This window comes from Aeromonas sp. 30P (genome assembly GCF_051919805.1).
GTDB classification, from domain to species: Bacteria; Pseudomonadota; Gammaproteobacteria; order Enterobacterales; family Aeromonadaceae; genus Aeromonas; species Aeromonas veronii.
The window spans coordinates 1,210,565-1,230,371 of record NZ_JBQBEA010000001.1; the positions used below are offsets into that span (position 1 = coordinate 1,210,565).

Below are 19,807 nucleotides of genomic sequence, written 5' to 3' on the forward strand. Positions count from 1 at the left end.
TTCCTTATCTATCCATATGAAAAATAAGTGAAAAACTCTATGGCTTGAATATGACCGCGGGATGTCAGCCAGATGACAGGCTGATGACTTCTGATAAAGCAGTAAGCAAGGGGACAGACGTGGCGAGCATGCCCATCAGCGAGCGCTTCTGTTATTTTGGCCTGCCCGATAGATGGGCTTGGAGCCCGTTCATGACGTGTTTGGCAGGAGCAATCAGATGGCAATAAAAACGCGATCCCGCAGGGAGAAGGTGGGCAGTGGCCTTGGGCTGCTGCTCGGGATCATAGGCTTCAATCTGCTGGTGCCCTTTCTGTTTGAAAAGCAGGCGGGTTTTGATGGCAACCAGATGCTCTGGGCCGCCGTGACAGCGCTGATCTGCGCCGAGCTGGGGGCCAGAGTGGGCAAGTGGCTGGATTGCCGGGAGCAAACGAGAGCAGGCGACTAACTCAGGAGGCGGCCGACAGGTCGCGGGTTGCTCTGAACTGGCTGGGAGTCAGGCCGGTGATGCGCTGAAATTCGCGATTGAAATTGGATTTGGTCTGAAAACCGGCGTTCATCAAGATCTGGGTGATGCTCTCATCCGTGTTCAGCAGGGCCTGCCTGGCATGGGCAATCCGATATTCGTTGATGACCCTGGGGATGCTCTGCTGGCGCACCAGATTGACGGCACTGGAGATCTGCTTTGCGGGAATGCCCAGTTTGCGTGAGAGGCGGGCCAAGGTCAGCTCAGGATCCAGGTAGCAGGCTTTCTCCTTCATCAGGTTATCGAGCAGAGCCACTATCTCTCGGGCGCGATCTTCGCTCAGCAGCGGCGCTTTCTCAGTAGGCTCGGGAACGGAGGTGGATATCTCCTCCTCTTCTGCATCAGCGGTATTGACCCCCACCATCACCACGGCTGCCGCCAGCATGGGCACCAGCATCAGGTGACCCAGCGACAGGATATAGGGCGCCAGCTGGCCTTGGTTGAAGGCGAAGTCGAGGGAGATGGCGGCGTCGATGGCCGCCGAGAACAGCAGCATCCAGCCCGCGATATGTTCTGCCCGCCTGACCCCCTCCCACTCATTGAACGAGACATAGAGCAGCTGCTGTGTCTTATCGGAGAAGCGCACCAGCGCGATGCCGTAGCAGAGATAGATGGCGGTCAGCAGGCCATCCAGTGGCAGTGGCAACCAGTTGTGGGTCAGCATGCCGAAGGCAACCAGCGCGGGGCCGACGCCGTGCAGCCAGGAGAAGCGGGCGCTAGGCGCCTTGGTCCGGCTGAAGATGTGCCAGGCGGCCACCGGAATAAGCGAGGCGAGGATCGGCTGCACGAGAGTGAGCTGCGCCAGATCGAAGGTCCAGCGCAGCCCCACCATGCCTGTGGTGATGGCGCACAGCAGCAAAAAGAGGGCGGTCATTCTGGCCGCCCGCCCGAGGCGCGCTAGCAGCACGGCAGCCAGCAGTGCCAGCAGCAAGGAAACAATAAAGGGTATGGGTATGGCCAGCATCATGTATCCCGTGTGCAAAGAGAGGCCGTTGACCAGCCGCGGCATGCCAGCATAACGGCTCGGGTCAGGTGAATGAAGCCCATGATGGCGCAGGCGCGTTTCGAGGACGACCTGAAACCGGTTTGAGGACGCTTTGGGGCGCTTTGCTCCCCATGATAAGGGCTCCCAATCACCATAAAAGGCAGGTATCCATGTTCTCTTTCTATTGGCTGGCGTGGCAACGCACCCTGGATTTTTCGGGTCGCGCCACCCGGGCCGAGTGTGGGTGGTTCATGTTGTGCCACCTGCTGGTCACCCTGATCTGCATCTGGCTGGACGTGCTGCTTGCCAACCTGGGCTGGCTGGATCTGAGCTACGGCCTAGTGAGCAGTGTGCCCCTGATTACGCTTATCGTGCGTCGCTTGCACGACACCAGCCGCTCCGGTTGGTGGGGCTGGGTCTTTCTGGTGCCGGCCGTGGGACCCCTGCTGCTCATTTATTTCCTGGCGCAGCAAAGCGGGGCAACTCATGTTGGCAAGGAGGCATCGGCATGAGACAGGCACTCTGGCTGTTTATGTTGTGCTGCTCGCTGGCGGTGGCCGCCGTCAACAATCCCCACGATTTTCCCAAGGGGGCGCTGGGCCTGCTGCAGGTCGACAGCCTGACCCGTGGAGAACTGCTGTGGATGCAAGGGCGGGTGGGGGAGGGAACCTATACCACCACGGATGCCGAGGGGCGCCACTGTGCCATCCGGGTGCCGGTGGCGGTCGGCAAAGTGGCGAGCAGCGGCCTTGGCATCGACTCCGCCGCGGGGCTGGCTATCGTCGTCATGACGCCGAGGCTCGATGCGGCGCTTAGCAAGGGGGAGCGGGTGAACAGCCGCGACTTCACCTTCTCCCGCGAGGCCGCTGACCCGGCGGCCGACGGCCATATCGTCAGCGGGATCGCGGCCGACGAAGGGTTTGTGCTGAACTCGCGGCGGCGCTGGATAGCCTGGTTGCTGGAAGACAAACCGGCACTGCGCTGTCAATAAGGCCCCCTCGTCGGGAGGACGCGCCGGCCAGGAAAGAGCCGCTGGCCGGTGCGCTTACTGCCACACCTCCTGCCCTTTGGCATTGAGCAGGGTGTGGAAGAGATAGTGATCATCCCGATCGTAATAGACGGTAATGGTGTGGTGCTCGGTGTAATCCGCCGCCACGCCGGCCACCGTCATCGGTATTAGGATCAGCTCCCCCAGCCCCATGGTCACGGCGCTTGCCGTGGCCTGGCCATTGCCGTCAGCGCGCTTGTGGATCTTGCCGAGCACGGTAAAACGATCGCAGCCCTGCACCTTATCCTCGGTCAGAAAGGCGGCCTGCTGGCAACGCTGGGGCTCGCCCAGCTCGGCGCGAATGGTCGCGCGGGTTTCCCCCGATACCAGGGTGTTGCGAAAGCGCCCCGCGTAGTGATCGATGGCGGCGGCGCAGCCGCTTAGCAGCCAAATCAGCAGCAGCGGTGTGAGCCGCAGACAGGCGCGTATCATGGGCGGGCCCCGCCCTCTGCCAGAGGCGCATCACCCCGCCGCCCGGGCTCGCTGCGATGCAAAAAGGTGGTCAGGGTATCGCGCGGCGGCGTGATGCCACACTGCACCAGAATCCGCCCGATGGCTCCTCTGTGATACCCGCCATGAGTCACCAGATGGAACAGCATTTCATCGCGGCTCATCTGCCCCTTGTCACCATCGACAAAGCGAAACGAGAGCGGGGTTGCCCCCTCTTGCGGGCTCAGCGCCGCGACGTAATCCACCAGCCAGTTATCCAGCTCGGTGACTGCGCTGTGCAGGGCGGTGAGGGTCGGTGTCTCCGGGGTATTGGTGGCGGTAAAGTCGTGGCTTTCCCCCAGCAGATTGGCCTGGAAGATGGTATCGACCACATGGATATGGTTGAAGATCCTGAGGCAGGTGTGGTGTGCCTCGCCATATTGCTGCGCATCGAGTGTGGCGATCGCATCCAGCAGTTCGCCATCGGCCCAGCGTTTGTAGTGAAAGAGGGATTGCAGTGTCTTGTTACTCATCGCGTCCTTGCCCTTGTCGCTTCGTGAAGTGCGGCATGTTAGCCAAAATGGGCTCAATACGAAACCCATTCTGTTGCAGCTTTGGCCCCCGTCATACAAAAAAACCGAAAGCTGGCACTGTCGGGGAAGAGGAAAAACATCGACAAGGAATTACAAAGGCATTGGGTCAGGCCTGAAAAAGATCAGGCATCGACATAGAGCACTTGGCTGCTAATAAGCGCCCTTTTCCGGGGCATCCACCTTTTTGACAGCAGTGGGTGCCTAGACTAGGTTGGTATTCCTATGAGGCCCATCAAGCCTGTTTACTGTTAACCATAATCGGAAGGATCCGACATGAAAGCGATGACTGCAGCCCTCTTGCTCCCCCTGATTCCCCTTGCCGTTCAGGCGGGGGCACCCGTGTGGATCACGATTGGGGCCGATAGCGGGGTTGAACTCAAGCAGGTCAATGCCAAGCTCTCCCCCCTGTTCAGTGCCAGCGGGGCGCCTATCCAGCTGGCCCAGATTGAGGCAAGCGAGCTTGGCTACCTCTCGCATCTGATGCACGAAGGGCACCAGCGTTGCGGTGGCTATGTGGTTCACACGACCCTGGCCGATGCGCTGCAGAGCATGGCCCAGCCCCTCAGCCAAAACCTGTTCAGCGCACCGCCGTTGACCCAGGGGGCCAGTGTCAACCGGCTGCTGCCCCATCTGGATCAAGGCAATATCGCCAGCACCATCAGCAAGCTGTCCGGCTGGCGCAACCGCTACTACACCACCCCCACCGGCACGCAATCCGCCGACTGGGTGGCCAGCCAGTGGCAGAGCCTCGGCAGTACCCTGCCATGGGCCAGCGTCAGCCGGGTCAAACATAGCGGCTACCCGCAACAATCGGTGGTGCTGACCCTCAAGGGAAGCCGCTATCCGGACGAAGTGGTGGTGCTCGGTGGCCATCTCGACTCCACCGCAGGCTCGGCCCCCAACAGCAAGACGCTGGCCCCCGGCGCCGATGATGATGCCTCCGGCATCGCCACCCTGACCGAGGTGCTGCGGGTTATCGCCGAACAGGGCCGCCAGCCGGAGCGTACCCTGCAATTTATCGGCTATGCGGCAGAGGAGGTGGGTTTGCGGGGCTCCAAGGATATCGCCAGCCGCTACAAGGCGGCCAACACCAAGGTATTGGCTGCGCTCCAGCTGGACATGACCAACTACAAGGGCTCGGCGAACGACATCGTCTTTATGACCGACTACACCGACAAGGGGCTGACCGGCTACCTCGCCCAGCTGATCGATGCCTACCTGCCGCAAGTCAGCTATGGCTATGACAGCTGTGGCTATGGTTGCTCGGATCACGCCTCCTGGCACAATCAGGGCTACCCCGCCGCCATGCCGTTCGAGTCACGCTTTAGCGAATACAACCCCAGGATCCACACGGCGCAGGATACGTTGCAAAACTCGGATCCCTCGGCTGGCCATGCTCTCAAGTTTGCCCAGCTGGCGACCAGCTTTGCCGTCGAAATGGGCAAGATAAACTGAGTCACAGGCCGCAGCGCAAGCCAAAAGGAAGGAAGTCTCGGCTTCCTTCCTTTTTTGTCTCTGCTGTGCGGCTTTGCCCCGCCATACAAAAAGCCCCGAGAGCAGGGCGCTTTGGGGGATGAGGAAAAAACCCGCAAGGTTGTTATCCCCAGTCGTCGTTATTTCAGGTAAAGCTTGCTCAATACCACGCCAATATGGCATCGAACATGCGGGTATGGGTCACTTGCAGGTTTGCCGCCTTGGTAGAAATGGCTGCGCTATAGAGCTGGACGCCGGGTTCGTTATGACTCTGCACCAGATAGTTTTTATGGCGACAGGTTCCGTAGAGGGAGAGGCTTTTTCTCGCACAGTGGCCGAGAAACAGTACCCCACCAAGGCCGATCATCAGGCCACATATATCCAGCAGATTGATATCGATCTGATTGACGGCGGGCAGGGCAAATTGTGCCTCGGCTTGCAGAGCGAGTTCATAGAACGACACGGCAAACATGGCGCCGCAGAGCAGCAGTTTGATACGGGCGAGGCTGGTGAGTTTGGTCTGCATCACGTCCGGCGAGACAAAGTAGAGGTTCTCCAGATGTCGTCTCTGCTCTTTGATAAGGATCCCGCGCACATTGACATCAACCTCGACCTGGGTTGATTCGCGATAGACCAGCCCCTGTTTTTCCCACTCGTCAGCCAGCATGGCAACCAGCACCGGATAGACGACAATGGCCAGGCCGCAATAAATCGGCAGCGCATGATATCCGTTGGACATCAGTCCAACTGACAATATTGCGAATATATAGGGCGACAAGGCTTTGAGTGCAATTGATGATTTCATCGTTATACATCCATAAATAACGCGTTTTATAAGTGCCGATAGCGCACAGGCAATAGTGGCCGCGCCAATAAGCTGCGGCCAAATAGGGCGTTGGTCAGCGGTAATTCATTCCGGCAAATAGCCTGAAATAGTCCCTTTGCTCGGCAACAGGGAGAAGAGCGCCATAGTAAGCCAAACGAGGCCACTCGGACAGTGACCCGGATGACATAAATCTGTGTGCTGCCGTCGAAATGAAATCATATTTTGTCGCTACTCCGGTTCCTCTATGCAAAAAGCCCCGAGAGCAGGGCGCTTTCGGGGAAGAGGAAAAACATCGACAAGGAATTACAAAGGCATTGGGGTCACACCTGAACCGGATCAGGCATCGACATAGAGCACCTGGCCGCTAATAAAGCCATCGACGGAGCGCTCAAACGCCTTGCCGACCAGGGCGCCCGGCACCGGCTGGAAGCCCGGCATCATCTCGCCATATACGTCCCACGCCTCTTCCAGTACTGTCGGGTTGACCACATTGATGCGGATGCCGCGGGGCAGCTCGTGGGCCACGCACTGGACAAAGGTATCGATGGCGCCGCTGGTGGTGGCATCTGCAATGGCCAGCGGGATCGGCTTGATATTGAGAATGCCGGAGATCAGGGTGAAGGAGCCCCCCTGATTGATGTAGTTGAGGCCGATATTGACCAGATTTATCTGCCCCATCAGCTTGCTCTGGATGGTGGTTTGCCACTGCTCGTCGCTCATCTCGCCAAAGGGGGCGTATTCGCAATAGCCGGCGGTATTGACCACCGCATCGAAGGAGCCCACGTTTTGGTAGAGCCGCTCGATGGACTCTCGGCTGGTGATATCCACCTGAAAATCACACCCCTCGCCGGAGCGGCTGGCGGTAATGACCTTGTGCTTGCCCAGACCACTGAGGGCGGCTTGCCCCATTTTCCCCTGAGCACCAATCAGAATGACAGTTTTTATCGTTAACCTCGCTTTGCTGGAAGAGCTGCAAGGTTAGATAGCCACTGATACAATGTAAATCATGGGTGGTTTGTATGTGATACAACTTAAATTGGTGAGGTGAGGGTGGAGAAGATCGATATCAGGCAGATGCGGGTGCTGGTGCTGCTGGTGAGATACAAGAGTGTGTCGCGGGTGGCCGAGCTGCTGGAGATCTCCCAACAGGGGGTGAGCAGCCATCTGAAAAAGCTGCGCGATCTCTTTCCCGCCGAGCTGTTTATCCGCCAGAGCGCCGGGTTGCAGCCGACCGATTACGCCTGCGAGCTGGCCGCCAAGTTTGAGCAGATCCTGGCCGATATCGACGGGGTCTTTGTAGCTGCCCCCTTCGACCCCGCCAGCAGCCAGCGCACCTTCAGGGTGATGGCCAACGAATATGCCCAGCTCGCCATTATCCCAAGGTTGGCGAGCGCTCTGCGCACTCAGGCACCCTCCATCCGGCTCGATGTGGTGGACTTTCAGGCCGAGCAGCATCTAGAGGCGCTGGCCAGCGGCGAGGTCGATCTGGTGATTGGCTTTGATGCCTATCTCGACCCGGGGTTGCTGCGCGCCACCCTGCGTCGGGATCACTACTGCTGCGTGCTGCGCCGCGACTCCCTATATCTTCCGGACAACGCCCCGCAGGATCTGGCGGCCATCCCCTTTGTGCAGTTCGCCAACAGCGTCGGCAATTTCGAAGGGCAGATGAGCCCGCAGCAGGTTGCCAGCGCAGCGGTGGCAACGCTCCCCTGTTACACCTCGCTGCAAGCCTTTATGTCGGTCAATGACGTGGCAGCCTGCATTCCGTCGGCCATCGCCGCCCTCGGCGATTTTCGTGTGCTGGAGCTGGCCGGGGCGCCGCAGCCGTTCGAGGTGGTGGTCGGCAGACACCGCAAAAGCCAGGGCAATCTCGCCATCGAGTGGCTGGCCGAAGTGATCAAGTCGGTCTGCGATCTTGCCATGCCCGGATAACGCCGCCGTTTGCCGAGAGCTGCACACGCCAGCCAGTGCGCTAACGGCAGGCTGGATCTGCGGGACAAATCCTGCGATGGTGCGGGCAGTTATCCGCTTGTCCCGTTATCGAGTGAAAAGGAGTTGAGATGCGCATTGCCATGATTGGTCTGGGGGATATCGCCCAAAAAGCCTATCTGCCGCTGCTGGCGAGCGATGAGCGGGTTACCCCGCTGCTCTGTACCCGCAATCCGGCAGTGCTGGAAAAGCTGGCCCGCCAGTATCGGATCGCCGAGTGTTTTACCGATGTGGCGGCCATGCTGGCCAGCCGCCCCGACGCCGTGATGATCCATGCCGCCACCGCCGTTCATCGCGAGCTGGCCGAGCAGTGCCTGCGCGCAGGGATCCCCACCTTTGTCGACAAGCCCCTGTGCGACAATCTGGCCGAGGCCGAGGGACTGGCCAACCTCGCCATCGCGCAAGATTGCACCCTCTTTACCGGTTTTAACCGCCGCTATCTGCCCGCCATGGCCGAGGCGCGGGCCCAGCCGCTCACCGAGCTCAACTGGCAGAAACACCGCTTCGCCCTGCCGGGCAAGGCGCGGGATTTTATGTTCGATGACTTTATCCATGTGCTCGACAGCCTTTGCTTCTATGGCGGCGTGCCGGGCGGCGACTTTCATGCGGTATTGCGACCGGATACGAAGGACTGCAGCCTGTTGGCCGGGGTCAGCGTCAGCTGGCAGAGCGGGGATCGCGCCATCAGCGGTAGCATGAACCGCAGCGCCGGGATCACCGAGGAGCGCATCGATGCCTACGGCGACAATCTCTCCCTGCACATTGAGAACTGCACTCGCGGCATCATCGCCCGCGACAAGCAGGCCGAGATGCTGGCTCCCAACGACTGGCAGCCGGTGCTGGCCCAGCGCGGCTTTGCCGCCATGCTGGAGCACTGGTATCAGCAGATTGAATCGGGCAAGGCGGACAGCGAGCTGATCGCCTCCTACCTGCACGGCCACCGGCTGGCGGAGCAGCTGGTGGCGCTGGCTGACCAGCGGGAATAAGGCTGGCTGGAAGCCTGAGGGATATGAATGCGAGGTGCGCGAAGATAGTGCACCAAACACAACGGGGGGCCGCAGTTGCGGCCCCCCGTTGTTATGGGATGAGATGCATGGGATCAGATGCACTTCACCGGTTTGGGCAGGCCGCCAATCTTGGTCGCCTGCTTGGCGGGCCCTTCCGGGAACAGCTTGTAGAGATAGCGGCTATTGCCCTTCTCGGGGCCGTACTGCTTCTCCATCGCCTTGACCAGCGCGCGGATGGCGGGGGAGGTGTTGAACTCCAGATAGAAGGCGCGCACAAAGCGCACCACTTCCCAGTGCGGCTCCTCAAGCGTGATCCCCTCCTGCGCAGCCAGCACCAGCGCCAGCTCCTCGCTCCAGTCGTTGCTGTTGAGCAGGTAGCCCTTGGCATCGGTCTCGATGAGTTGGCCGTTGAATTCCAGCTGATGTTTTTCGGACGCAGACATGGGGGCTCCTCGCTAATGGGGCTATCAGGATTGGGCGGGCATGGTAGCGCCTTGATCCCCGGTGAGCAACCGGCTCTCGTTAGCCAGATGCAGCAGCTGATCCGCCAGCTCGCTGATCAGGTTGAGCTGCTGGGTCAGCATCAGCTGCTCCTCGCTGCTGTCCGTGCAAAGAATGGGGCACTGACCTCCGATGGAGCTGGAGGGGTTGCCCGCCAGATGACCGGCGGCCTGCTCCAGGGTGTGGCAGATGTGGTGGCGCACCTCATCCAGCCCGCTGATGGCCTCCAGTTTGTCGCGATGGGCCCCCAGCGCCGAGATGTAGGAGAGCAGGGCGTGGTTGCGCCAGGTGAGGGTAAAGCAGAGATCGAGGAAGCGGCGGCGCTTTTGCGGCTCCACCAGCATGCTCTGCCAGGCGGTGGCCAGCTCGCTGTCTGCCAGATGGGCGCTCTTGCGCGCCACCCGATAGTCGATGGACTCATCGCGCTGCTGCTTGAGGCTCGCCAGCACCGCCGAGAGGTAGCGGGCATTGGCCGAGAGCGAGTTAGCGATAAGCGTCGGCAGCCGCTTGTACTGCCAGTCCGGCCAGAGCCAGGCCACCAGCCCGTAGGAGATCAGGCAGCCGAGCAGGGTATCGAGCAGCCGCGGCCCCAGAATGGCAAAGCCGATGCCATCGAGCAGGTTGAACGCCATCAGCACGTAGAGGGTGATAAAGCAGACCGCGGCGCTGTAGTTGTTGCGCACCTGGGTGAAAAACAGGAAGGCGGCCAGCCCCATCACCACCAGTTGGACGTGCAGCTCGGGGAAGAGCCAGAGCACCGGAATGCCCACCAGAATACCGGCGAAGGTGCCGAGCATCCGTTGCACCAGTCGGCGGCGGGTGGCGCTGTAGCTGGGCTGGCAGACAAACAGCACGGTCAGCAAAATCCAGTAGCCCTTTTCCAGATCAAAGGCTTGCAGTATGCCGTAACCGATCACCAGACCCAAGGAGAGGCGTAGCGCATGGCGAAACACCATGGAGTGCAAGGTGAGGTGCTGCTTGAGCTGGGTCAGCAGCGGCAGGCGGGGCGGGCGCGCCAGCGCGGGCAGCTCCTGCTCCGGCTGCTCGGGGTTTTGCAGCACTTCGGCGCTGCCCAGCAGCTGATTGATGCTGGCCAGATTGCGGCGCAGGAACTTCATCGGCGTCAGCAGGGTTTTCGGGTAGTGCTGCTTGAGATTGGTGAACTCCAGCTGATCGCCGAGGGCCTCCAGTGTCCAGTGAATGCGCTTGTTATGGGCGTAGGGCTTGTGGACCAGAATGGCGTAACCGAGCCGCTGGCACGCCTCGGAGAGCTGCAGGAACACCTCCTGAAATCCTTCCAGCACTATGCCCTGCTTGAGCTCGGCTTCCAGTCGGCTGTAGGGATAGTGGCTGGAGGTGGCGCGTTCGTGAATTTCCAGCGCCAGCAGGTAGAGGCGCAGCAGGCTGGCCAGCTCCGGGCTTGCCGGATGGCGGCGGCTCAGGCGGGCGTTGAGGGCCGATTTGGTGAGGGTCAGCGCGCTCACCAGATTGATGTTGAGCTGGGCCAGATTGTGGCGAATGGCCTGGGCGCCGTGCTCGTCCGCCGGGAAGAAGCGGGACTTTTCCAGCAGGTAGCGGCCAAGGGCGAAGTAGCTCTGGGCCAGCTGCTCGTGCAGGGTTTTGTAGGGCAGCAGCCAGAGCCAGATAAACGAGACCAGCCCGTACCAGAGGGCGCCAGCGCCGAGGGCCAGCGGCTGGTAGAAGAGATCCGGCGCCTTGGCGGCACCCAGCATAGTGTAGATGGCGATCAGCAGTGAGCCGAAGCTGATGGTGGCGTAGCGGGCACCGAGCGCCCCCACCATCACGAAGATAAAGGTGGAGCTGGCCAGCCCGATGGCAAACAGCCAGGGGGTGGGGTAGAGATACTGCACACACAGGGACGCGAACATGAAGCAAATCAGCGTCATGGCGAGGTTTTTGAGCCGTCCCCACAGGCTGTCGTCGGTTTCGGCGATGGCGCCCGCCACGACCCCGAGGGAGAGCAGCACGGTGAGCTGGTTATTGCCGGTGGCCAGGGTGAAGGCGAGCAGACCGAGAATGGCCAGCAGCACCTTGAGTGCGAAGTAGATGTGACTATCGGTCAGCAGTCGGCGCAGCAGGCCAGAGAGATCCATCGGCATGAAACAGGAACAACCCTTGAACGAAACGAGGGCAGGATGTTACCCCGCCAAGCGAGAAGCGGCCCTGATTTGGATCAGGGCCGCTTCGCATCATATCCTTGATTTGCAACTTATCCTGACAGAAACAGGAGCCAATAAAAACCCCGCCGAAGCGGGGTTTTTGATTAGTTGCGGTTGCCGCCAAGCAGGCTCAGCAGGCTCAGGAAGATGTTGTAGATGGAGACATACAGGGTGACGGTGGCAGAGATGTAGTTGGTCTCGCCGCCGCGCACGATCTGCTGGGTAGTCAGCAGGATGGCACCGGAGGAGAAGAGCATGAACATGGCGGACAGAGCCAGGCTCAGGGCGCTCATCTGCAGGAAGATATTGGCAATCATTGCCACCAGCAGTACCCAGAAACCGACGAACAGCATGCCGCCGATGAAAGAGAGGTCACGCTTGGTAGTCAGGGCATAGGCTGACAGACCGAAGAAGGTGAGCGCGGTACCGCCAAGGGCGGTCATCACGATCTCGCCACCACCATTGTTCATGTACATGTTGATGATGGGGCCCAGGCTATAGCCCAGCAGACCGGTCAGGGCGAAGGTGAAGACCAGCCCCATGCCGTTGTTGCGATTCTTCTCGGTCAGGAACATCAGACCGTAGACGCCGATCAGGAACACGGCCCAGTGCAGCGGCGGCATGTTCATCACGGTAGCGACCCCCGCCACCACGGCAGAGAAGCCCAGAGTGAGGGAGAGCAGCATATAGGTGTTACGCAGCACCTTGTTGGTATCGCGTACGGCACTTTGGGTGCCAGTGTAGATAGAACGGGTATCCATCTTGGGTGTCCTCTTGATGTCCGGGTGAGACGGCGAGCAGCCGCCTCGTGATCGCTGTTTGTTACTGCATGTTTACGCATTGTATGTAGAACAAATAGGGATGACGAGGAACAATTTCAAGCCACCTGCCATTTTGCTCCCGCACACTATCCCACAGGAAATATGTATTGCATATGAACAAGGGCTTAGCGTAGTATGCACGCCGTTCGGAGGGGTGGCAGAGCGGCTGAATGCACCGGTCTTGAAAACCGGCGATGGGCGACCATCCGTGGGTTCAAATCCCACCTCCTCCGCCATATTCAAAGAGAAAGCCCAAGCGGTCACCCGCTTGGGCTTTTTTGTATCTGTCGTATCTGGCATTTCAACTGACACGTCACATGGACGATAAAAATGGCTCGGGTTGTCCCTGAGCCATTTTCACCTTGAATGATGGCTTAGATCCGCCCCTGATAGCGCAGGGGGAAGCGGCCCTGACTGTCGGGCTGGCCGAGGAAGGGGAGCCCCTGCTGCATCTGCGGTGGCAGTGCCGGGCCCGGCTTCAGGGTGCCCTGGAACAGGTATTGGCCATTGGGTTGCAGCTCGAGGCGACCCATGGTCTGCACCGCATCGGAGCCCTGCTTGAGTTCGGCCACCAGTTTGGAGTCGAGGCAGGTGAGTTTCAGCTCAGGATCGGCCAGATCCAGCTTGCCCGCCGGGGTATCGGCGCTGGCGTTGTACCAGTCGAGGTTGCCGTAGAGGTTGTCACACCAGGGGTTGCCCTGGGCAAATTGCTCCACTTTGAGCTGCAGCTGGCCGCTGACGGTGATCGGGATCGGCAGGCGCATCGGCACCCGGCTCAGCAACCAGGGGGCGGGGGCGTTGAGGGTCAGATCCCGGCCGAAGGCTGCGCCATTCCAGCCGACAACGCCCTGACCGTTCAGCCCGTTGCGATCGCCAAAGCGTATGGCCACTTCGGGGGCGAAGCGCAGCAGCGACCAGCCGTTGAGATCCCAGCGCAGTTGGGTCACAGATTCGCTGGCATATTGCAGTCGGGCAATCTGGCCATTCCAGAGGGTGCCGCTCACCCCTTCCAGTTTCAGCAGGTTGGCAACATTGGCAGGCAGCGGCAGATGGCGAGCCACCAATGCCGCGGGCAGGGTGGCCAGCAGGAAGAGCAGATAGGCGGCCAGAAACAGGCTGGCAATCAGGATGCGTTTTTTCATTGTGGACGACTCAACTGCAAACGTCTGACCTTGACCAGACCCGGTGCCAGATCCTCGCGGGCGATCTCGATTATTTGAACCTGAATGCCGTGCTGCTCCACCAGCGTGGAGAGCCAGAGCAGCAAGTCATCGAACTGGACCGTGTCGATCCACACTTGCAGCTCCTGCGCCTGGGGTTGCAGCCGGGCAATCTTGATCTTGTGGTTGAAGGCGGTGCGGTTGACCACCCCTTCCAGGGTGCCGCTGGTATCGATCTGGCGACCCGAGCCCCCTTGCATGGCCAGCACCTCTTCCCCCTTCTCCTTGAGCCAGGCGAGGGTCTGCTGCTGGTTCTGCACCTGCCGCTCCCGCTCTGCGATGCGGTTGGCGATGGGCTGCCAGACGCTCCAGTAGAAGAGACCGACCAGCAGCAGAACGCCGCCTGCGACCACCAGCCGCTGTTCCCGTGCGGTGATGCCGTGCCACCAGCTCTGCAATTTTTCCATCATGATGATTTACCCTTGAGCACCAGTGCGCCCTCTACCTTGCCCTCGGTGCTGCGCACCTCGCCTTGCTGTACCTCGAATTGCTTGCCGGCCAGCTCGCGGAACCGCTCGATCTCGGCAAAGCCTGGGGCGGTCACCTGCAGCCTCAGCTCGCGGCGACTGGCATCAAAGCGCATCACCTGTGGTTTCAGGCCGGGGACTTCGGCAAAGGTGGGGGCCAGCTCGGTGAGCATCAGCAGCACGCCGTTTTGCGGGGCTTGTCCCATCTGTTGCAGATGCTGGTTCATCTGGCTGCGTACGTTCACGATGCGGCTCTCTCCCGGGAAGATGCGGGTATAGACCGCGCGGATCTCCGCTTTCAGCGCCTTGTCCTGCTCGGTGAGCTGATAGAGCTGCACCCCGCGCTGGCCGAGGGCCACCAGCAGCAACAGGCCCGCGGTGATGGCTACCTTGCGCCACTGCAACCAGTAGCGGGCATATTCGGTCTGGGGTCGATAGGGGCCGGGTCAGCAGGTTGGCGCGGCAGGTGAGTGCCCCTTTGGCCAGCAGCAGCATGGGCAGCTCGGGCTCCGCCGCCTGCCAGTTGGCGGCGGCAATGGCGGGCACCGGGGTGTGGCTGTGGATGGTGACCGGCTCGACTTCGGTTGCCAGCAAGATGGCCAGCAGCGGTTCGTCGGCGACGATCCCCTGACAGGGGCCCTGGCGTACCAGCCACTCGCTGCCGAGTTGCAGCGCAGACCAGCCATCAGCGGCCTGTGGCAGCGCCAGCGCATCGGGCAGCAGTTGCAGGCTCTTGAGGCCAGCGGCATCGAGCCAGCCGAGCCACTCGCCCATCTTCTGCCGATCCACTGCCATCAGATCCACCTGCTGGCCCTCGTGGGCCAGCACCACCAGATGGAGCTCGTCCACGTCGGAGGCGATCTGCTCCTCCAGCAGGTAGGGGAGGGCCGCCGCCGACTGGCGGTTGTAGCGACCCGGCAGGGTGACGCGCCGGAAGATCAGATCGCTGCCCGGCACTAGCGTGACCACGGGGCGGCCACCGGCCCGCTCCTGCAGCTCGCCCAGGGCATCGGCCGAGGGCAGGGTGCCGGAGGCGATGATCTCCTGCTCCTGACCGGACCAGACCAGCCAGGCCACGGGTTGTTGTTTATTGGTCCCCAGTCGGATGACCAGACTTTCGCTCACGCATCTCTCTCCTGCGATACCGGTTTGCAAAGGGCGTTGTGCGCCCTGGCAACCGGTGCGCAGCCCGCAGGCTGCATCCAACATCTCTCGTACCCGCGGGCGAGGGCCCGCAGATGCGCTGTTTATTCGGCGCCACTACTGAGGCGGCGCAGCATCACCAGTTTATTGTCCTTGCCCCGCTGGAACAGGGTTTCGAGCCAGGCCCGGTTGTCGCCGACCTCGGCCACGACTCGGGCTTCGAAGAAGTCGCTCTTGACCACCAGCGCCTCTTTCAGTCCTTTCACCGAATCGACCGGAGCGAGCATGTCTGTCATCAGCTTGCTCTCTTTCCACCCCTTCTGTGGCCGCTCGTTCAGTACTCGCTTGGCGTCATCCCGCCCGATAGTACCCAGATAGAGGGCAACCAGCAGCTCGGGGCGCTCGGGGGCAAGGGTATTTATATTGATCTTCAACTTGTCGCTGGGCAGGGTGCAGATATAGGGGGCCAGTTTGGCATAGACCCTGGCAGTCACCCCGCGCACCGCCCTCAGCTCGTCCTTGCCCAACATCCACTGGTTGGCGGTGAGGTAGGGTGGCTTGAGACCCTCGTAATAGGCGTCCTCTGCGCCAAGGCTGGAGACCAGCACCGTATCCTTGTCGGTCCAGTCACGGATGGCATCGGTGAGCTGGGCCGCCTCGTAATCATCCATCGCCAGCTGCTTGAGCAGTTCGCGAAACACCTGCACCGGATAGGGCTGCTGCGCCAGCTCCTCGCCGCTTCCCGCCTTGGAGGCCACGCTCAGGCTGTTGAGGTTGAAGCAGGATTGCAGGTCGGTCACCTCGCCCTTGAGCTGGCCATCGTCCACCGGAAATACAGTGTTCTTGCGGGCCCAGTTCTGGCTGAGGTTGACCACCTCGGGATTGTCCTTGAAATCCTGCGTCAGCACCTTGCTCACCAGCGCCTCTGCCGAGAGGGCATACCACCACGCCTGTTTGCCTGTGGTGATGTTGGCGGTGCGGCGCAGCTCAAGCTGCAGGCGGCCGCTCATATTGCTGGCGATGATCACCATCACCGAGAGGATCAGCAGCACCACCAGCAGCGCCATGCCGCGCTGGCGACCGGGGGCGGCGAGATTAGCCCGCATTGGCGCCCCCTCCGTTCTGGCTGTCACCATTACCGCTATTGGTATTGCCGTTGCCGCCGTTGTTCCCGTTGTTGTTGTTGTTGTTGTTGTTGTTGTTGTTGTTGTTGTTGCCACCTTGGTCGGGGTTGCTGCTCTGGCTGTTCTCTTCGGCGCGCTGGCCACCGGCACCAATCAGGAACTGGCGGCGAATGGTGCCGTAATCTTCCAGATCCAGCTCCACTGCCAGCCCGTGGGGCAGCACGCTGCGCTGGGTCCACTCCTCTTTCCAGTTGCCCTTGTCGAAGAAGTAGAGGCGAAACGCCGTGACCCCTGTCAGCACCGGCTGGATGCGCGGCTCGGTGCCGATCACCGGATCCGGATAGAGGTAGCTCAGGCGCTCCAGCTTCTGATCCTTGAGGCGCCAGCCGACCCGCTGCAGATGGGAGCGGGGCAGCATGCCGTCCGGGTTGAGCCAGCCGCTGCGCATAAAGGCCATGCCCCAGTCATCGCTCTGCTGGCCGAACCGGGAAGCCGCCAGCAGCACCTTGTTGTTCTCCCCCTCGATGCGACCGCTGCGCGGCACCATCTGGGTGATGTCTCGCTCCAGCAGGGTGAAGGCGAGCTGCAGTTCGTTGAGGCGGGCCTCCTTGCGCTTGGCCACCTCGTCGCTGGTGAGCACCCCTTGCAGCACCTGATAGGCGCCCATGCTGAGAGTGGCGAAGATGGCGATCGCCACCAGCATTTCGAGCAGGGTGAAACCGGCGTGACGGACGGTACGAGGCGTGCGGGCGGAGTGCTGGGTCATCGGCTGATATAGGTCCGCATCACGGCGACCGGGTTCTCGGCCTTGGCCTCGGTGCGCACTTCCATATCGAGCGCCCGGAAGTTGTTGTCGGCGGTGGCGACGCCGCGATAGCGCCAGTACCAGGTGCTGCCCGCCATCTGCTCATCCCCTTCCACCCAGCTGTCACCGGGCCACTTGTTCTCGAGCTTCTGTTGCACCAGCTGGTTCTCCACCACCCAGGTGGCGAGTGTCTTCTGCTCCAGATAGTTGAGGGCCGAGAGGTGTTCGCTGGCGGTTTTCATTACCGCGAGACCCGCGATGGCAAAGACTGCCAGCGCCACCATGACTTCGAGTAGTGTCATGCCCCGGGCTTTCATTCGCTCACCTCTTCATCTTCATCACCGGTGAGCAGGGTGAGGCGGCCGAACTCGTCCCCTTTGACGATGCGGGTGTAGCGGGCATCGTCATCCTGCTGGGTGAAGGTGAGCACGAACGGGCTCAGCTCGCCGCCTGGGAAGATGAGCAACTGCGGCGTGCGCTCCTTCTCGTCGCGCTTCTGTTCGGTTTTCTCGTCGGAGTCCGGCTGCCAGCCAAAGCCTTCCAGCTCCAGCGCCAGCGTCATGTTCTCGGCCAGTTGCACCGGCCCCAGCTGCTTGTCGCCAGTCAGGGCCAGCCACTTGCGATCTTTGGCCTGACGCTGCATAAACTGCCAGCCGTTATCCTCGATGCGAATGCCTACCAGCCGACCATCCATCACCGCATACTCCTGCGCCAGCTGCAGCGTCGCCATCAGGCGACGCGCCTGCTTATCCAGCTCCCGATCTCCTCTGGCGCCTCCCATGCTGAGAGTGACGGCGGTGGCCACCAGCCCCATCAGCATGGCGACCAGCAACACTTCCAGCAGAGTAAAGCCGGATTGGCGATGAAAGGAGAGAGACCGCTTCATGCAGTCAGCTCACAAGGAGTGCGGTGGCGGCACATCACTTATTGGAAATCCTTCAGGTTCCAGTTGCCGATGTCGTCATCGGTACCGGCTTCACCATCCAGACCCATGGAGAAGATGTCGATCTTGCCGAACTGGCCCGGGCTCAGCAGCTGGTACGGGTTGCCCCAGGGATCTTGCGGCAGGCGCTTGATGTAGCCGCCATCGCGGTAGCTGCGCGGCGCCGGATCGATAGAAGGCTTGGTCACCAGCGCGTCCAGACCCTGTTCGGTGGTCGGGTAGCGGTTGTTGTCCAGCTTGTACATGTCGAGGGCGTTTTCCAGCGCCACGATATCGGAGACCGCTTTCTGCTGGTCAGCTTTCTCCTTGTTGCCCATCAGGTTGGGCACCACCAGACTGGCCAGAATGCCGAGGATCACGATGACCACCATGACTTCCAGCAGGGTAAAACCGGATTGACGACGTTTGTTCATGAGTTGCTCCGTAACGAATGAGATGGGATGCCCATCAGAGAGTGATCACTGGGTGGGTTCGACGGGCCGCCAGCGGCGCCACCGAACACCGGAAACTTACATATTCACCATATTGTTGAGCTCGAGGATCGGCTGCAGGATCGACATCACGATAAACAGCACCACCCCGGCCATGGAAACCACCAGCATGGGTTCGAACACCCCGAGGGCGATGTTGACCTGGGATTCAAACTCCCGATCCTGGTTGTCCGCCGCCCGCTCCAGCATGCTGTCGAGCTCGCCGCTCTGCTCGCCGGAGGCGATCATATGCAGCATCATGGGCGGGAAAATCTTGGTCTCGGTCAGCGACTTGCGCAGACTGGTCCCCTCGCGCACCCGTTCGGCAGCCTCGAGAATGCGCATTCTGGCAAAGTCGTTGGAGAGCACTTCGCCGGAGATCTTCATCCCCTCCAGCAGCGGCACCGCACTGGCGTTGAGGATGCTTAAAGTTCGGGCGAAGCGGGCGGTGTTGAGACCGCGGCTGACCCGGCCAATCACCGGCAGGCCGAGCAGCACCTGATGCCAACGTCTGCGGCGTTTTTCATCGGTGAGCCACCAGCGCCAGACAAAGCTGCCAAGGAAGATCAGCAGCAGGAACCAGAGGCCGTAGGCCTGCATCAGTTCGCTGGTACCGATGAGAAAACGGGTGGTGCCCGGCAACTGTTGGCCCATGTGTTCAAACTGGGCCACCACCTTGGGCACCACGGCGGTGAGCAGGATCGAGATAACCCCGATAGCCACGCAGGTAAGCACGATGGGGTAGATCATCGCCTGCAACAGCTTGGTGCGCATATGCTGGCGCTGCTCGGTGTAGTCGGCGAGGCGGTTGAGCACCTTCTCCAGATGGCCCGATTTTTCACCGGCCGCCACCATGGAGCGAAACAGCTGGTCGAACACGTGGGGAAAAGCCCCCAGCGAGTCGGCCAGCGAATAACCTTCCACCACCTTGCTGCGCACCGTCGCCACCAGAGAGCGCAAATGGGCTTTTTCGCACTGCTCGGCCACCGCTTTGAGCGCCTCTTCGATGGTGAGACCGGCGCCCACCAGGGTGGCCAGCTGGCGAGTGATGAGGGCCAGCTCGGCTGTGCTGGCACCACGACGAAACAGGGCGAAGCGGGTCGCTTCCCGTTTCGCCTTCTCGGTGGTCTCGTTCACTTCGAGGGGGGTGAGCCCCTGCTCGCGCAGCAACTGGCGTACCTGACGGGCCGAGTCGCCCTCCATCACGCCGCTCTTGCTGCGCCCCTTGTTGTCGAGGGCCTTGTATTCGAATGCCGCCAT

General features: G+C 61.1%; 21 protein-coding genes, 1 tRNA gene and 2 pseudogenes. 7 read left to right on the top strand and 17 right to left on the bottom strand.

The window, feature by feature from the left end; all coding sequences use genetic code 11:
* Positions 1–217 precede the first annotated feature (217 nt).
* Positions 218–445 carry a hypothetical protein gene (locus ACTG2B_RS05755; RefSeq protein ID WP_421269694.1) on the top strand — a complete coding sequence of 76 codons (228 nt, stop codon included), beginning with the start codon at positions 218–220 and terminating at the stop codon, positions 443–445.
* Position 446: 1 nt separating this feature from the next.
* Here the strand turns inward: ACTG2B_RS05755 and ACTG2B_RS05760 are convergent, their stop codons facing one another.
* Positions 447–1,487 carry a helix-turn-helix transcriptional regulator gene (locus ACTG2B_RS05760; RefSeq protein WP_439995330.1) on the bottom strand — a complete coding sequence of 347 codons (1,041 nt, stop codon included), beginning with the start codon at positions 1,485–1,487 and terminating at the stop codon, positions 447–449.
* Between the two features lie 191 nt (positions 1,488–1,678).
* On the opposite strand from ACTG2B_RS05760, the gene ACTG2B_RS05765 reads away from it, so the two are divergent.
* Complete coding sequence (locus tag ACTG2B_RS05765; protein WP_439995331.1) at positions 1,679–2,020, top strand: DUF805 domain-containing protein; 342 nt, start codon at positions 1,679–1,681, stop codon at positions 2,018–2,020.
* Entirely contained in the window at positions 2,017–2,499 is a 483-nt protein-coding gene (locus ACTG2B_RS05770; RefSeq protein WP_439995332.1) for a hypothetical protein, read from the top strand. The genes ACTG2B_RS05765 and ACTG2B_RS05770 overlap by 4 nt, the downstream gene beginning before the upstream one ends.
* A gap of 54 nt (positions 2,500–2,553) precedes the next feature.
* Here the strand turns inward: ACTG2B_RS05770 and ACTG2B_RS05775 are convergent, their stop codons facing one another.
* Together ACTG2B_RS05775 and ACTG2B_RS05780 are read right to left on the bottom strand one after the other, a co-directional pair.
* Positions 2,554–2,988 (bottom strand): hypothetical protein, encoded by a 435-nt coding sequence (locus ACTG2B_RS05775; protein WP_335838571.1) that lies wholly within the window; start codon positions 2,986–2,988, stop codon positions 2,554–2,556.
* Complete coding sequence (locus tag ACTG2B_RS05780) at positions 2,985–3,518, bottom strand: DinB family protein (protein ID WP_439995333.1); 534 nt, start codon at positions 3,516–3,518, stop codon at positions 2,985–2,987. Before ACTG2B_RS05780 ends, ACTG2B_RS05775 begins: the two co-directional genes overlap by 4 nt.
* A gap of 333 nt (positions 3,519–3,851) precedes the next feature.
* On the opposite strand from ACTG2B_RS05780, the gene ACTG2B_RS05785 reads away from it, so the two are divergent.
* Positions 3,852–5,033: a M28 family metallopeptidase gene (locus ACTG2B_RS05785; RefSeq protein WP_439995334.1), complete on the top strand. Its 1,182-nt coding sequence runs from the start codon at positions 3,852–3,854 to the stop codon at positions 5,031–5,033.
* Between the two features lie 178 nt (positions 5,034–5,211).
* Here ACTG2B_RS05785 and ACTG2B_RS05790 read toward each other — a convergent pair whose 3' ends face one another.
* Positions 5,212–5,790, bottom strand: a complete 579-nt coding sequence (locus tag ACTG2B_RS05790; protein ID WP_439995335.1) for a hypothetical protein — start codon at positions 5,788–5,790, stop codon at positions 5,212–5,214.
* Between the two features lie 423 nt (positions 5,791–6,213).
* Entirely contained in the window at positions 6,214–6,822 is a 609-nt protein-coding gene (locus ACTG2B_RS05795) for a short chain dehydrogenase (protein WP_033113045.1), read from the bottom strand.
* A 105-nt stretch (positions 6,823–6,927) separates the two neighbouring features.
* Between ACTG2B_RS05795 and ACTG2B_RS05800 the strand changes: the two genes are divergently transcribed.
* Both ACTG2B_RS05800 and ACTG2B_RS05805 read left to right on the top strand, forming a co-directional pair.
* Positions 6,928–7,809, top strand: coding sequence for a LysR family transcriptional regulator (locus ACTG2B_RS05800; protein WP_439995336.1), 882 nt, complete (start codon positions 6,928–6,930; stop codon positions 7,807–7,809).
* Between the two features lie 128 nt (positions 7,810–7,937).
* Complete coding sequence (locus ACTG2B_RS05805; RefSeq protein WP_439995337.1) at positions 7,938–8,852, top strand: Gfo/Idh/MocA family protein; 915 nt, start codon at positions 7,938–7,940, stop codon at positions 8,850–8,852.
* A gap of 113 nt (positions 8,853–8,965) precedes the next feature.
* Here the strand turns inward: ACTG2B_RS05805 and ACTG2B_RS05810 are convergent, their stop codons facing one another.
* The 3 genes from ACTG2B_RS05810 to ACTG2B_RS05820 form a co-directional block, all read right to left on the bottom strand.
* Positions 8,966–9,316: a TusE/DsrC/DsvC family sulfur relay protein gene (locus ACTG2B_RS05810; protein ID WP_019446869.1), complete on the bottom strand. Its 351-nt coding sequence runs from the start codon at positions 9,314–9,316 to the stop codon at positions 8,966–8,968.
* A gap of 24 nt (positions 9,317–9,340) precedes the next feature.
* Complete coding sequence (gene yccS, locus ACTG2B_RS05815; protein WP_439995338.1) at positions 9,341–11,494, bottom strand: YccS family putative transporter; 2,154 nt, start codon at positions 11,492–11,494, stop codon at positions 9,341–9,343.
* A gap of 164 nt (positions 11,495–11,658) precedes the next feature.
* The gene (locus ACTG2B_RS05820) at positions 11,659–12,315 is read right to left on the bottom strand and encodes a Bax inhibitor-1/YccA family protein (RefSeq protein ID WP_005338308.1); all 657 of its coding nucleotides are present in this window, start codon (positions 12,313–12,315) and stop codon (positions 11,659–11,661) included.
* Between the two features lie 208 nt (positions 12,316–12,523).
* Between ACTG2B_RS05820 and ACTG2B_RS05825 the strand changes: the two genes are divergently transcribed.
* Positions 12,524–12,611: transfer RNA gene (locus ACTG2B_RS05825), tRNA-Ser, on the top strand.
* A 138-nt stretch (positions 12,612–12,749) separates the two neighbouring features.
* On the opposite strand, the gene exeN is transcribed toward ACTG2B_RS05825, so the two are convergent.
* The 9 genes and pseudogenes from exeN to exeF all read right to left on the bottom strand — a co-directional run bounded on the left by exeN (position 12,750) and on the right by exeF (position 19,807).
* Positions 12,750–13,517, bottom strand: a complete 768-nt coding sequence (exeN, locus tag ACTG2B_RS05830; protein ID WP_439995339.1) for a GspN family type II secretion system protein ExeN — start codon at positions 13,515–13,517, stop codon at positions 12,750–12,752.
* Positions 13,514–14,005, bottom strand: a complete 492-nt coding sequence (gene exeM / locus ACTG2B_RS05835) for a GspM family type II secretion system protein ExeM (RefSeq protein WP_005338305.1) — start codon at positions 14,003–14,005, stop codon at positions 13,514–13,516. Before exeM ends, exeN begins: the two co-directional genes overlap by 4 nt.
* A pseudogene (gene exeL, locus ACTG2B_RS05840) lies at positions 14,002–15,187 on the bottom strand (GspL family type II secretion system protein ExeL). The gene exeM and the pseudogene exeL overlap by 4 nt, the downstream one beginning before the upstream one ends.
* 122 nt (positions 15,188–15,309) lie before the next feature.
* Positions 15,310–16,311 carry a GspK family T2SS minor pseudopilin variant ExeK gene (gene exeK / locus ACTG2B_RS05845; RefSeq protein ID WP_421348012.1) on the bottom strand — a complete coding sequence of 334 codons (1,002 nt, stop codon included), beginning with the start codon at positions 16,309–16,311 and terminating at the stop codon, positions 15,310–15,312.
* Positions 16,312–16,447: 136 nt separating this feature from the next.
* Positions 16,448–17,095 (bottom strand): annotated as a pseudogene (gene gspJ, locus ACTG2B_RS05850) (type II secretion system minor pseudopilin GspJ); the annotation flags it as partial.
* On the bottom strand, positions 17,092–17,451 hold the full coding sequence (gene exeI, locus ACTG2B_RS05855; RefSeq protein ID WP_439995340.1) for a GspI family T2SS minor pseudopilin variant ExeI: 360 nt from the start codon (positions 17,449–17,451) through the stop codon (positions 17,092–17,094). The pseudogene gspJ and the gene exeI, both read right to left, overlap by 4 nt.
* Complete coding sequence (gene exeH, locus ACTG2B_RS05860; RefSeq protein ID WP_005350046.1) at positions 17,448–18,020, bottom strand: GspH family T2SS minor pseudopilin variant ExeH; 573 nt, start codon at positions 18,018–18,020, stop codon at positions 17,448–17,450. Before exeH ends, exeI begins: the two co-directional genes overlap by 4 nt.
* A 38-nt stretch (positions 18,021–18,058) precedes the next feature.
* Positions 18,059–18,490, bottom strand: a complete 432-nt coding sequence (gene exeG / locus ACTG2B_RS05865) for a GspG family T2SS major pseudopilin variant ExeG (protein ID WP_005338297.1) — start codon at positions 18,488–18,490, stop codon at positions 18,059–18,061.
* Positions 18,491–18,586: 96 nt separating this feature from the next.
* Positions 18,587–19,807, bottom strand: a complete 1,221-nt coding sequence (gene exeF, locus ACTG2B_RS05870) for a GspF family T2SS innner membrane protein variant ExeF (RefSeq protein WP_005338296.1) — start codon at positions 19,805–19,807, stop codon at positions 18,587–18,589.